Annotated in this window: 12 protein-coding genes and 1 tRNA gene; 5 read left to right on the top strand and 8 right to left on the bottom strand. The window is 71.6% G+C overall.

Annotation, left to right across the window (positions count from 1 at the left end; all coding sequences use genetic code 11):
* Positions 1-237: 237 nt before the first annotated feature.
* The 5 genes from ACTMTJ_RS22650 (at position 238) to ACTMTJ_RS22630 (ending at position 2884) form a co-directional block, all read left to right on the top strand.
* Positions 238-621, top strand: coding sequence for a VOC family protein (locus tag ACTMTJ_RS22650; protein ID WP_441219687.1), 384 nt, complete (start codon positions 238-240; stop codon positions 619-621).
* Between the two features lie 55 nt (positions 622-676).
* Complete coding sequence (locus ACTMTJ_RS22645; protein WP_441219685.1) at positions 677-1303, top strand: NADPH-dependent F420 reductase; 627 nt, start codon at positions 677-679, stop codon at positions 1301-1303.
* Between the two features lie 37 nt (positions 1304-1340).
* Complete coding sequence (locus ACTMTJ_RS22640; RefSeq protein ID WP_441219683.1) at positions 1341-1832, top strand: hypothetical protein; 492 nt, start codon at positions 1341-1343, stop codon at positions 1830-1832.
* 61 nt (positions 1833-1893) lie between these two features.
* Complete coding sequence (locus tag ACTMTJ_RS22635) at positions 1894-2625, top strand: DUF7873 family protein (protein ID WP_441219681.1); 732 nt, start codon at positions 1894-1896, stop codon at positions 2623-2625.
* Between the two features lie 120 nt (positions 2626-2745).
* Positions 2746-2884 (top strand) — tRNA-OTHER (locus ACTMTJ_RS22630).
* Positions 2885-3032: 148 nt separating this feature from the next.
* Here ACTMTJ_RS22630 and ACTMTJ_RS22625 read toward each other — a convergent pair.
* The 8 genes from ACTMTJ_RS22625 to ACTMTJ_RS22590 form a co-directional block, all read right to left on the bottom strand.
* Complete coding sequence (locus ACTMTJ_RS22625; RefSeq protein ID WP_441219679.1) at positions 3033-4709, bottom strand: alpha/beta hydrolase domain-containing protein; 1677 nt, start codon at positions 4707-4709, stop codon at positions 3033-3035.
* Positions 4710-5295: 586 nt separating this feature from the next.
* Positions 5296-5769, bottom strand: a complete 474-nt coding sequence (locus tag ACTMTJ_RS22620; protein WP_441219677.1) for a hypothetical protein — start codon at positions 5767-5769, stop codon at positions 5296-5298.
* Positions 5770-5780: 11 nt separating this feature from the next.
* On the bottom strand, positions 5781-6482 hold the full coding sequence (locus ACTMTJ_RS22615) for a hypothetical protein (protein ID WP_441219675.1): 702 nt from the start codon (positions 6480-6482) through the stop codon (positions 5781-5783).
* A gap of 25 nt (positions 6483-6507) precedes the next feature.
* A complete protein-coding gene (locus ACTMTJ_RS22610) occupies positions 6508-7713 on the bottom strand; it encodes an MCE family protein (RefSeq protein ID WP_441219673.1) in 1206 nt (401 codons plus the stop codon).
* Positions 7714-7715: 2 nt separating this feature from the next.
* Positions 7716-9107, bottom strand: coding sequence for an MCE family protein (locus tag ACTMTJ_RS22605; RefSeq protein ID WP_441219671.1), 1392 nt, complete (start codon positions 9105-9107; stop codon positions 7716-7718).
* Entirely contained in the window at positions 9104-10282 is a 1179-nt protein-coding gene (locus tag ACTMTJ_RS22600) for an MCE family protein (RefSeq protein ID WP_441219669.1), read from the bottom strand. The genes ACTMTJ_RS22605 and ACTMTJ_RS22600 overlap by 4 nt, the downstream gene beginning before the upstream one ends.
* Complete coding sequence (locus ACTMTJ_RS22595) at positions 10282-11256, bottom strand: MCE family protein (protein WP_441219667.1); 975 nt, start codon at positions 11254-11256, stop codon at positions 10282-10284. The genes ACTMTJ_RS22600 and ACTMTJ_RS22595 overlap by 1 nt, the downstream gene beginning before the upstream one ends.
* Positions 11253-12284 (bottom strand): MCE family protein, encoded by a 1032-nt coding sequence (locus tag ACTMTJ_RS22590; protein WP_441219665.1) that lies wholly within the window; start codon positions 12282-12284, stop codon positions 11253-11255. The genes ACTMTJ_RS22595 and ACTMTJ_RS22590 overlap by 4 nt, the downstream gene beginning before the upstream one ends.
* Between the last annotated feature and the right edge of the window lie 73 nt (positions 12285-12357).

Raw genomic sequence — 12357 nt, 5'->3', positions numbered from 1 at the left:
GGTTAGGGCGCTATTTCAACCCCAACTCTCCAAGATCTCAAAGCCCGGCTCCCGACGCTCGTGACGCTGCGTCAGGATGTCGTAGGTAAGGGCTTGTCCCGCGGAGCTGGCAGTGGACGGCCGGGGATTTCGGCTCGCCCCGCGAGCCGCCGGCCGGGAACGGTGCCCGCGGGAGCAAGCGGTCCGCAGCTGACGCGGAGGCGGGCAACTATCTCTGTACGGTGTACAATATTGAGCATGAAGATCACCTCCTCGGCCGTCTCGCTCAATGTCGACGACGTCAGCGCGTCCAGTAGCTTCCTGGTCGAGCACTTCGGGTTTCGGGAGGCGATGGCCGCGGACGGGTTCGCCTCACTCACCCGTGACGACGCGGGGATGAACGTCGTCTTCCTGCGCCGCGGCCTCGAGACCCTCCCCGCCGACCAGCGGGACGACCACGCGCGCGGGCTGATCCTCGCGTTCGTGGTCGACGACCTGGAGGGTGAGCTGGCCCGACTCCAGGCCGAGGGCGTCACGATCACCATGCCGCTCACCGCCGAAGAGTGGGGCGAGCGGGCCTTCCAGGTGCGCGACCCCAACGGGGTGATCGTGCAGCTCGTCGACTGGAATGGGCCGGTCTGATCGATCACACCCGGCGGCGGGCATCCCGCGCCGCCGCCGGGTGGTTGCACCGGGTATGAAGATCGGAATTATCGGCTCCGGCAACGTCGGCGGCTCGCTCACCCGCCGCCTCCAGTCCCTCGGCCACGAGGTCACGGTCGGCAACTCGCGCGGTCCCGAGACGATCGCCCCACTCGCCGCGGAGACCGGCGCCACCGCCGGCACCGCGCGGGAGGCGGCCGAGTCCGGCGACCTCGTGGTGATCGCGACCCCGGTGCGCGCGGTCCCGGACCTGCCCGCCGAAGCCCTGCGCGGCAAGGTCGTCATCGACGCCGACAACTACTACCCGCAGCGCGACGGCCCTATCGGCCCGCTCGACGACCGGTCGGCGACGTCCAGCCGGTGGACCGCCGAGCATCTGCCCGGCGCGACGGTGGTCAAGGCCTTCAACACGATCCAGGCCGGACACCTGCTGACGGACGGCCGTCCCGCCGGCGACCCGGCCCGCATCGCGCTCCCGGTCGCCGCCGACGACGTGGACGCCAAGCGCAGGGTGATGGGGCTTGTCGAGGAGCTCGGCTTCGACCCGATCGACGCGGGCGGTCTCGACGACAGCTGGCGGCAGCAGCCGGGCACACCCGTGTACACCACCGACCTCGACGCGGCCGGCGTGCGCGACGGCCTCGCGGCTGCCCGCCGGTAGGCCGCCGGCGTGACCGGCTTGCTTGTATCCTCCTCGCGTGATCCGCACGTCCCGCCTGCTCGCGGTCGCCGCGTTGACAGTTGCGCTCTGCGCCTGCTCGGGCGGCGACCCCGAGTCTGAGTTGACCCGGTCGACGGCCGGCCCGCCGGCGACGACCGAGCCACCCTCTCGCCTCACCCTGTTGCAGCGACCGGCCGGCGAGGCGCCGAAGATCCGGATCCTCGACGTCGAACCCGCCGGCGCGTGGTCCTGCGACAACTGCGCCGGCGACGGGCAGACCAGCAACGGCCGGCTCTCCACCGCGCAAAACGACGAGCTCCGTCGCTTGCTGGACGGTGCGGCGTTTCGCGAGGAGGCCGAGCAGGCACGGCGTTACCGCCTCACGTGCACCGACGCCCTCGTCTACACCTTGCGGCTTGGGATGAGCGCCATCACGACGGCCGATTGTCCGGGCGAGCAGCGCCCGCCGGTGACCGGCGCCATCCTCCGCCTCCTGGCCGACGCGACACCGGTCGAGGTCGCGCCCTAGAAATGGGTCGGCGTTCCCGAGCGCGGCGGTGCTACCGTACCGCTGCTTGAGAGGAGTGATCGTGCCCAGGCTCAACCAGATAATCGCGGTCGAAAAGGGCGTCAAGAGCAAGTCGTTCGCCGATCTGACCGAGGCTCACCACGCCGTGCAGAAGACCGCGCCGCTGGCGGGCATCTCGCGCACCTACCAGCCGAAGGACGAAGAGGGCGAGCAGCTGCCGGCCGAGTCGACCCGCGTGCAGATCAAGACGGAAGAAATCCTTCGCCAGGTCGCGACCACGCTCACCCGCCTCTTCGACGTTACGGCCACAAAGGACTGGACCAACTGCGTCGCCCGGGCCGATGTCGTGGTCGACGGCCAGACCATCGCCACCGGCGTCCCGGTGTCGTACCTGCTGTTCCTGGAGAAGCAGCTCGTCGACCTGCACACGTTCGTCAAGAAGCTGCCGGTCCTCGACGCGGCCGAGACGTGGGTGCGCGACGACTCGACCGACAGCTGGCGCACCGAGCCGGTGCGCACCATCCGCACCAAGAAGGTGCCGCGCAACCACGTCAAGGCCGAGGCCACCGACAAGCACCCGGCCCAGGTCGAGGTCTACTACGAAGACGTGGCCGTCGGATACTGGACGACCGTCAAGTTCTCCGGAGCGCTGCCGGCCAAGCGGGTCAACGAGATCCTCGAACGCGTCGCGGCGCTACAGACCGCGGTCAAGTTCGCCCGTGAAGAGGCCAACAACGCGGAGGCCGTCGACCAGCGGGTCGGTGCGGCGGTATTCGGCTACCTCTTCGGGTAGCCGTCATGGATGCCCCTGTGGGAGCGCAGGGGTGCGCCGAAGGGCGTGAAGCTGAAGGTGAAGCCGAAGCTGACGACGTGGTCCAGTGCAGGTTCGATCCCTGTCCCCGGCACTCGCGCCGGGGTAGCCCAATTGGCAGAGGCAGCCACGGTAAATCTCAGACTCTCGCTCCAGCCTCAGCATTCGCCACCGAACGCCAGGTCGAACGGACGCCCGCGGTGACCGTCGGATGCTGGTTCAACTCCAGCTCGCCCCTCCAACGTGGGGCGATAGTTTAAAGGCAAAACCCGATGTCGTAACGGATGACGAGCGTCCTTTAAACGTGCTGGCGCGCGCAAGTCGGTGGCACACTGAGGCCCGGGGATTGGATATATCCCCGGGCCTCGCCACGCGAGCCGCCCGTCGAGTCAGCCGACGAGCTTGATCAGAGCGAGCGTGGGCCGGAGCACCGCGTCGCGGGCCGCCGGGTCTGCCCCGAGGTCGCGGTAGGCCACGGCCGCCACCCCCAGCAGGTGGGCGACCGCCGCCCACTCCTCGCCCGCGACGCCGTGCCGCTCGGCGCGCCGCAGTCGCCGCTCCAGGTCGGCGGCGGTGCGGGCCGGGATGCGACCGGCGGCGGCGTACTCCCCCACCAGCTCCCGGACGTCCGTGTACCAGGCGGGATCGCGGGTGACGTCACGCGGCACGTAGCCGGCCCGCACCGCGGCGCGGGTGGCGGCGACCGACTTGTCCACATAGGAGCGCAGGTTCGGGTACAGGATGGCGAGCTGGGCGTCGGTCAGCGGCAGCGAGCTGCCGTCGAGGAAGCAGAAGCCGGGGCCGGTGTTGACGCCGCTGTTGACCCGCAGTGCCGCCTCGTGCTGCGCCAGCCGGATGCCGCCGAGGGCGAGGCCCAGGCCGTCCCGCGCGATACCCGCCGCGGTCGTCTGGATCTTCGGGGCGGTCGGCGGCTGCTCGCCGTACGCGACCCAGTCGACCGTGTGGTCGTACACCGCGCCCTGCACCATGTGCTGCGGCACCCGCGACAGCGACGGGAGCGTGCAGTTCTGCGGCTCACCGGGGTAGCCGCCGGGGTACGTGCCGATGTCCCGCTTGCGCAGCGGCCCGTAGTCGGTGATGAGCTTCCAGTCGCCGTGCGACGCGCCGGCCACCTCCCAGGCCCGCAACACCGGCGAGTCGGCCTGCGCCCGGGCCGCCGCGGAGAGGATGCCGGTGGCGACGTCGCCCTCCGAGTTGATGCGAAAGACCGGCGCCGCGAGGTCGGTGCGGAGCACCCCACCGCCGCCGTGCAGGACGACCGCGTCGACGACGTTCGCCAGCGGCTGGATCCCGTTGTAGTAGTTGGCCAGGCGGCCGGCCGACTGCGAGTGCCCGGTCGCGATGACGTAGCTCGGCTTCGGCAGCGAGCCGAGCGGGTCGACGCCGGCCGGCCGGCGCACCGCCTTCACGGCCTGGCTGAAGACGTCGTAGGACAGGGTGTCGTCCAGGATCGTGCCCCCGGCGGTGAGGTCGAGCGAGCCGTAGCGGGCCGGGCTCCACGCCTTCAGGCCGGTGGCCGAGTGCAGCCCGGCGCGCTGGGCCGAGATGCCCACCCAGGCGTACCCCTCCTGGATGAGATGCTCGTGCGTCTGGAACCAGTCGACCTCCTGGTCCCACTGGTTGCTCACGTTGTACCACTCCGCGATCACCACGCCGTTGAACTTCTTCGCCGAGGCCGGCCGCCGCACGACGATGCGCGTGCTGTACGCGTGCCCCGTGCTGGTCACGGCCGCGGTGGACGTGCCACTGGTGGCGTACCGGGTCGCGGTGCCGGAAATGAGGTACTCGCGCTCGACGTAGCCCGCCGCGGCCAGGTCGACGTCGGTGGCGAGGAAGGGGTAGCCGTGGGCGGGATCGCCGACGGGCGAGGTGTTGGCGACCGGCCCGCTGACCGCCGGGTCGGCGACGCTCGCACCGGTCGCGGTGGAGGGGCGGGGCCGGTGCGGGCCGGCACTCGCGGGTGTGGCGAGGCCAATGGGGACGGTCAGGGCGCCGGTCACGGCGAGCGCGACCAGACGTCGGCGGTACGTAGGCAGGACAGACACGACTCACCTCAGGTGAAGGTCATGTCCCAGCGCCGCCGACACCGGGCCGGTGTACACAGTGGCAGGCGCGCGGACGGGTGCCACCTCGTGTCACGCCTGCGGCCCGAGGCTACCAACGACGGCGCCGCCCTGGCTAGATCAGATCTCCGCCCGGCCGGCGCCGTGTCTAGAGACCTTTTGGAGTCGGGGTTCGCGAGCCTGGCCACAACCGGCCGTCCACTGCCAGCTCCGCGGGACAAGCCCCTACCTACAACATCCTGACGCAGCGTCACCAGCTGCGGGGTCGGGCTTTGAGATCTAGAACGGTAGGGTTGAAATAGCGCCCTAACTCTCCAAGATCTCGCACCGGACACCGTTCACGCCACCGCGGCGGTTACTCGCGGTGACGGCGCATCTGTCCGGTCTGTTGCCCGCCGCTTCGGCACGGGGCATTGGGGACAAACGAACCACGCGCGGGGTGAGCGTGACCAGCGGCGGACGGGTGAGGCCGCGGGAGCAGCGGTCTGGACCACGACGGACATCGCGGTAGCTCAAATCTGCCTTTGAATCGAGCCCGAGACCGCGGCGACCCTAACTCCGAAGGTCTCTAGATCGCGGCGGCCTTGGCGACCTTCCACTCACCGTCGACCGGCACCATCGTGAGCACGACCCTGTTCTGGTCCACCTTCTCGCCGGCCGTGTTCACGTTGCGCCGGTACTGGTTGAGGTAGAGCAGCAGCTCGACCTCGTCGCCGCCGGCCTCCACCACGCCGGTCGAGGAGACCTCGGCCACCACGACCGCCTGCTCCTTGACCGCGGTGTCCTTGAGTGCCGCCGTCGTCTGCGCGTACTCGTCGGCGAAGCCGCCGGTGACGAAAAGCCTCCCGTTGGCGACGCTCGCGTCGAAGGTGCGGTAGTCGTACGAGAAGATCGCCTTCGCGGCCGGCGCGGCGGCGGCGAGTGACTGCTTGACGGCGGTCTCCCGCTGGTTCGCGCGGTGGTGGCTCCACCAGGTGGCCCCGGCCGCACCCGCGGCGAGCGCGGCCGCGACTGCGAGCGCGGGCACGAGCTTGAGTCTCATGTGGACCCTCCTCATCCGACGAACTGGAGTCGGGAGACAAGCCAGGCATCGCCGTCACGGGTCACGTCCACCTGGATCCGGTAGTGCGACGGCCGTCCCTCGGGCGCCTTGACGTTCTTCACGGTCGCGTCGACCGCGACGAGCACCACCGCGGAGCGGCGGTCGCCGGAGACCAGCCCGGCGCGGAGCACGGTGCCGGTCGACTCCACCTTGTTTTCCACGATGGCGGAGCGCACCTGGGCCTGGCCGCGCACGAACTCGTCCTTGAACTCGCCCGTCGCGCCGGCCACGATCCGCTGGAGGTCACGGTCCACACTGGACGCGCTGACCGAGACGAAGTTGACGGCCGTCTGGCGGGCGGCGGCGAGGGCGGCCTCGTGCGCCTGGTCCAGCGCGCGGTCGCCGTACCAGCGGTAGCCTCCGAGGATGGCGGCGGCCAGGGTGGCCGCCAACACCACGCAGGCCACTATTGGCGCGCGATGGGAGCCGCGGCCGCGCACGGCGGAGCTGGACCCGGATTCCGATTTGGATCTCCATGGTGGACGCCGGCGGACGACGGGATTTTCCAGGACCGGCTCCTCGTCCAGGCGGCCGAGCAGCTCTACCGGATCCTCCTCCACGCGGGGGATCCGGCGCACGACCGCCCGGCGGCGGGTCGCGGTGCCGCCGGTACCCTTCACCAGCTTGAGCGTGCGCTCTTCGCGCGTGGGCATGGGATGCCTCCCTGACGAGAAGTGGCTACGGAGCCAGGCCAGCAAGGAGCAACTGCTTCCAGGACTGGTCACCGGCGAGCGCGCCCTGGCCGCCGGTCGCGCCGAAGCGCAGCGGGCTGCCGTCCGGCGCGGTGACCAGCCCCGTGCCGGGGTCGTAACCCGCGACGGGATCGGGACCGCCGGGCCGGGGCGCGTTACCGGTGCTGCGCACGCCCGAGCCCCGCGCCCGATCGGCGGCGGTGCATTTCGCGGACGTGCCGTACTTGCAGGACGGCGGGTCGTCGATGTTGACGACCAGCCCGAGGTGTGCGGTGCCGTCGCCCGGCGTCACGGTGAAGCCGCCGCTCACCGCCAGCGGGTACACGACGAGGATCTGCTCGATGCCGGGCAGCCGGCGCGCGGCGACGCCGCCCGTCGACACGAGGTTGCCGAGCAGCGTGCCGATCGTCGGCTCGAGGTCGCGCAGCAGGGTGACGAGCTCGGCCGCGGCCGGCGGTGTGACGGTGAGCAGCCGGCGCAGGTCAGCGTCGGATTCGCGGAGCGTGGCCGACAGCTTGGCGAGCCCGTCGGCCCACTCGCGGATGGCGCCGGCCGACTCCGCCTGCGTGGTGAGCACCGTGCGGCCGTCACGGATGAGGGCGACGGTCTCCGGCAGGCTCGCCGCCGCGTCGGTCAGCAGCGCGTCGCTGGCGTCGAGGATCGTGCGCAGCGCGGTCTCGTTGCCCTCGAACGCGGTGCCGAGCTCGTCGATGACCACCGCGAGGTCGTCCGGGTCGACCGAGTGGACGAGCGCGTCGAGGTTGGCCAGCAGCGTCTCGGCGGCGATCGGGGTGCCGGTGCGGTCCCGCGGGATGACCGAGCCGTCAGTCAGGTACGGGCCGGTGTCCCGCTCCGGGCGCAGGTCGAGGTACTGCTCGCCGACCGCCGAGCGCTGCGTCACGACGGCGCGGAGCGCGTCCGGCACCCGCACGTCGCGCCCGAGCCGCAGGTCGACTCGCACGCCGTCGCCGTGCAGCCGCACCGCCGTCACCCGGCCGGCGGGCGAGCCGCGGTAGGTGACCGGTGCGTTCGGGAAGATGCCGCCGGCCTCCGCGAAGTCGGCGTGCACGATGTAGCCGCGGCCGAGCAGCCGGTCGCCGAGGCCCACGTACCGCACGGCGACGTAGGCGATGCCGACCACGCTCACGACGAGGAACGCGAGCACCTGGAGCTTCGTACTCGTCTTGATCATGGCTAGCCTCCCCCGCCGAGCAGGTCGCCGACCCCGCCGACGATGCCCTCGACGGCGCCGGTGACCGGGGAGAGCAGGCACTGCACGGTGAGGATCGTGCCGGCGGCGAGCTTGGTGCCGGCCGGAAAGACCGTCCCTTGTGGCAGCAGCCCGTTCTTCGGCACGACGAGGGCGCCGAGCGGCACCGGCGAGCCGGGCGCGAGCAGCGTGCACCCCTCGGGCAGCTCGCACTCCTTCGGCGGCACCCATCCCGGTGGGATGATCCCGTCGAGCGGGAGGCAGAGCGGCGGCAGCTGGCCCGGCAATGTCGGCGTCGTCTTCGAGCCCGGCTTCGGGCGCGCCTTGGACGAGCCGCCGCCCGACGGGGCGGACGGACTCCGCGCGCTCGACGAGGCGGGCGTGGGCGCGGCCACGACCAGGTTGGACAGGATCGTCGCGGCGTCCAGGTCGGCGGTGATGGAGAGGTTGACGAAGTCACCGACGATCGCGCCGGTGACGTTCGGCGGAAACGGGTAGGAGAGCATGAAGTCCAGCGACTTCGGCAGCGCGTCGCCGGCCTCGGCGAGCTTGTCGAGGATCGGCTGGAGCGCGCGCAGGCTGGCGACCGTGTCGTCCTTGCTGGCCTTGACGACCCGCGCGCCGACCGTGCCGAGCTCGCCCAGCGCGTTGAGCGCGGCGGTGAGCTGCTCGCGCTGCTGGGCGAGCACGGTGATGCCCGGACCGAGCGCGTCGAGCGCGTCGCCGATGACCGCCTTCTGCTTGTCGAGGCGGCCGGTCAGCCGGTCCAGTGCCTCGATGGCGCGCACCAGGTCGGCCTTCTGCTTGTCGAGGCCGCCGACGAACGCGTCGAGCTGCCGGAGCGCGGCCTTCGCCTCGGCCTCACGGCCGTCGAGCGCGGTGCCCAGCTCCTGGTTGATGGTCTTGAGCTGGGCCAGGCCGCCGCCGTTGAGCAGCAGGCCGAGCGCGGCGAGCACCTCCTCCACCTCGGCGCCGCGCTTGGTGCGCACCAAGGGGATCGTGGCGCCGTCGGCAAGCGTGCCCCGGGCCGCCTCGGTGGTGGGCGCGGAGACGGCGACGAACTTCTCCCCCAGCAGGCTTGTCTGGCGGACGGCGGCCGTGGCGTTCGCGGGCAGCTTCACGTCGCGGTCGATGCGCAGCCGCACCTTGGCGGTCCAGCCGTCGAGCGAGATGTCCTCGACGCTGCCGACGGTCACGTCGTCGACCTTCACCGCGGCCTGCTTGACGAGATCGAGCACGTCGGCGAACTCCGCAGTGACGCGGTAGCTCGGCCCGGACGGCGCGCCGCCGGGCAGCGGCACGTCGGCGAGGCTGGGCAGGCCGCACCCGCCGGCCAGCATGGCCAGCGCGAGCACTCCGGGCGTCAGGATCCTCATCGCAGTATCCCGCCGAGTGTGCGGTCCACAGTGGATGGCGGTTCCGCCGGTGCCGGCTGCGGCTGGGGCGCGGCGGGCTTGGCCGCGGGTGGCAGCTTGAGGAGCTTGCGGAGCTGGTCGGTCATGGGCAGCTTCTTCGCCTGGAGGGTCTGCGCGAGCTTGAAGCACTTGTCCGACACCTTCGCGGCGGGCAGCAGGTCGACCATCAGCGAGCAGACGAAGCTCGCGGGGTCGTACGGGCCGAGTACGTTGTCGCGGGTGTCCAGGGTGCCGGACCGCGGGTTGTACGCGAGGTTGAGATTGGACAGTGCGAGCGGCGCCACGTCGAGGATCTCGATGAGCGACCGCTGCTGCCGCACGAGGATGCCGGTCACGTCGGCGAGCGCGTCCACGTTGGACTTCAGCGCTTCCCGATTTTGGTTGACGAACGTGGTGACGTCGGCCAGCGCGGTCGCCAGGTTGCGCAGCGCCGCGGCCAGCTCGTCGCGCTCACCGGCCAGCTGCTGCGCGACGCCGGCCAGCTGCGCGTTGAACGAGCGCACCTGCTGGTCGCTGCGGGCCAGCGCGGTGGTGAACTGCTGGAGGTTGCCGACCGTGCCGAAGAGGTCCTGCCGCCCGTCGGAGAGCGTTTCGAGCGCGCGGGAGAGGCCGTCGAGCGTCTCGCCGAGTGCGGCGCCGTTGCCCTCCAGGTTGGCGCGGCCTACGGCGAGCAGGTCGCTCAGCGCGCCGTCCTTGTTGGCGCCCCGCGGCCCGAGCGCCCGGTTGAACTCGTCGAGCGCCTGGTAGATCTCGTCGATCTCCATCGGCGCGGCGGTGCGCTCGACCGGCAGCTCGGCGCCGTCGGCCAGCGCCTGCCCGCCGTTGTACGCGGGGGTGAGCTGCACGTACCGGTCGCTGACCACGCTGGGCGGGACGATGACCGCCTGCGCGCCCGCCGGCACCCGCCACTCGCGGTCGTAGCGCATCTCCACGCGCACCGTGCGCCCCTCGGGCCGCACCGCGACCACGTGTCCGATGCGGACACCGAGGACGCGCACGTCCGAGCCGGGGTTGACGCCGACCACGCGGGCGAAGTGGGCCACGAGGCTCCGCTCCGGCTCGTCCTGGACGACCGCGCAGGCCGCGACGGCGACCACTGTGGACACCGCGAGCGCGCCGACCGCACGCCACCGCATCAGCCACCCCCGACCGTCGGCTGGTAGGGCTGGAGCAGGCCGCGGACGTACGAGTCGAACCAGCGGCCGTTGCCGACCACGTTCGCGAAGGCGTTGACGAACGGCGCCATCCCCTCGATGGTCTTGGTGAGGTCGTCGCGGTTGCGCTGGAGGATGCCCACGACGCCGCGCAGCTGGTCGAGCGCCGGCTTCAGCCGCTCCCGGTTGTCGGCGACCAGGCCGGAAAGCTCCTTGGCCAGCTGGTTGGTGCCGACCAGCAGCTCGTGGATGGCGTCCCGGCGGCGGCTGACCTCGCGCAGCAGCGCGTCTCCGTCCGCGACGAGCTTGCGAAACTCCTCGTCCCGCTCGGCGAGTACGGCCGTGACGGTGCGCGCTCGGGCGAGCAGCGCGCGCAGCTCGGCGTCGCGGCTGGCGATGGTCCGCGAGAGCCGGGAAAGCCCGGAGAGCGAGGTCTCCACACTGGACGGCGTGTCCGCGAAGGTGCGGGCGAGCGTGGTGAACGCCTCGCCGAGCTGGGCGGAGTCGATCTCGTCGACGGTCTCGGCGAGCCCGGTGACCGCCTGGATCACGTCGAACGGCGACGCCGTGCGGTCGAGCGGGATCTCCGCGTCTTCGGGCAGCAGCCCTTGGCCGGAGGGTGCGAGCGCGAGGTACTTCTGGCCGAGCACGGTCTTGATGCGGATCGTCGCGCCGGTCCGCTCACCCAGGCGCACGCTTCCGTCGTCGAGGCGGAAGCGCACCCGCACGTACGGGCCGGCCGGGCCGCGCGCCAGACCGACGTCGGTCACCTTGCCCACGCGCACGCCGGCCACGCGTACCTCGTTGCCCGGTGCCAGCCCGCTCGCGTCCCGGAACGCCGCCCGGTAGGCGGGGTCGCCGATCGACGTGATGCCGTCAAGCTGGAACGCGGCCGCCACGAGCAGTGCGAGCACGGCGAGGCTAACCGCGCCGGTGATGCGGGGATGCCGCTTCATCGGGCACCTCCCGACGTGTCGCAGCGGGCCGCGGGCGAGTTCAGGGCGGCCGGCGTGACCGAGCCCGCGCCCGGCAGCGTGACCCGGCCGTCGAAGTCGCAGAGGAAGAAGTTGAACCACGAGCCGTACGACGCGACCCGGGTGAGCGACTCGTACCTGCCCGGCAACGAGCCGAGCGTGCGGTCGATGACGTCCTCGTTGCGGTTGAGCGTGCCGGCGACCTGCTCCAGCGCGGCGACGTCGCCCTTGATGGCCGGGCGGGCGTCGGTCAGCAGGTCGGCTGTCGCGCCGGTCAGCTCGCCGAGGTTGGCGACCGCCTGCCCGATCGCCTCGCGGTCGCCGGACAGCCCACTCACGAAGCTCTGGAGCTGGGTGATGGTGGTGTCGAGGCTCTCGTCGCGATCGGCCAGTGTGGACAGTACCCCGTTGAGGTTGGTGACCACCCGGCCGATCACCTCGTCGCGGTCGGCGAGCGTGTTGGTCAGCGAGGCGGTGCGCCGCAGCAGGCTGGTCACCGTCGGCCCCTCGCCCTGTAGCACCTGGATGATCTCGTACGCCAGCTTGTTGACGTCTTCCGGTGTGAGCGCGGTGAAGAGCGGCCGGAAGCCGTTGAACAGCGTGGTGAGGTCGAGCGCGGGCGTGGTCCGGGCCAGCGGGATCAGGCCACCGGCGGGCAGCGGTCGCCCGTCGCCGGGGCCCTCGGCGAGCGCGATGTACCGCTGGCCGACGAGGTTTCGGTAGCGGATCTTCGCCCGGACGCCGTCGGCGAGGGGGATGTCCTCGTCGACGGTGAACTCCACCTCGGCCACCGTGTTGTCCGCGACCCGGATGCCCTCCACCTGGCCCACCCGGACGCCGGCGATGCGCACGTCGTCGCCCTCCAGGAGCCCGGTGACGTCGGTGAACCGGGCCTTGTACGCGGTGCCGCCACCGGAGAGCGAGCCGAGCGTCTGCGCCAGCATCGCGGTCAGCAGCATCGTCACCGCGGCGAACGCGACAAGCTTGACCAGCGGAGCCCGCCAACTCATGGCCGTCCTCGCTTCGCTGCGGGCGGCCACGAGCCTCTCAGCACACTCTGCCTGATGATTCGCTCGCTTCGCT

This window comes from Phytohabitans sp. LJ34 (assembly GCF_052068095.1).
Lineage (GTDB): Bacteria > Actinomycetota > Actinomycetes > Mycobacteriales > Micromonosporaceae > Phytohabitans.
This window is presented reverse-complemented; position numbering and strand designations above follow the sequence as displayed.

Coding starts and splice junctions, on each gene's coding strand:
- ACTMTJ_RS22650 (WP_441219687.1), top strand. CDS start 238: ATGAAGATCACCTCCTCGGCCGTCTCGCTCAATGTCGACGACGTCAGC.
- ACTMTJ_RS22645 (WP_441219685.1), top strand. CDS start 677: ATGAAGATCGGAATTATCGGCTCCGGCAACGTCGGCGGCTCGCTCACC.
- ACTMTJ_RS22620 (WP_441219677.1), bottom strand. CDS start 5,769: ATGAGACTCAAGCTCGTGCCCGCGCTCGCAGTCGCGGCCGCGCTCGCC.
- ACTMTJ_RS22615 (WP_441219675.1), bottom strand. CDS start 6,482: ATGCCCACGCGCGAAGAGCGCACGCTCAAGCTGGTGAAGGGTACCGGC.
- ACTMTJ_RS22610 (WP_441219673.1), bottom strand. CDS start 7,713: ATGATCAAGACGAGTACGAAGCTCCAGGTGCTCGCGTTCCTCGTCGTG.
- ACTMTJ_RS22605 (WP_441219671.1), bottom strand. CDS start 9,107: ATGAGGATCCTGACGCCCGGAGTGCTCGCGCTGGCCATGCTGGCCGGC.
- ACTMTJ_RS22600 (WP_441219669.1), bottom strand. CDS start 10,282: ATGCGGTGGCGTGCGGTCGGCGCGCTCGCGGTGTCCACAGTGGTCGCC.
- ACTMTJ_RS22595 (WP_441219667.1), bottom strand. CDS start 11,256: ATGAAGCGGCATCCCCGCATCACCGGCGCGGTTAGCCTCGCCGTGCTC.
- ACTMTJ_RS22590 (WP_441219665.1), bottom strand. CDS start 12,284: ATGAGTTGGCGGGCTCCGCTGGTCAAGCTTGTCGCGTTCGCCGCGGTG.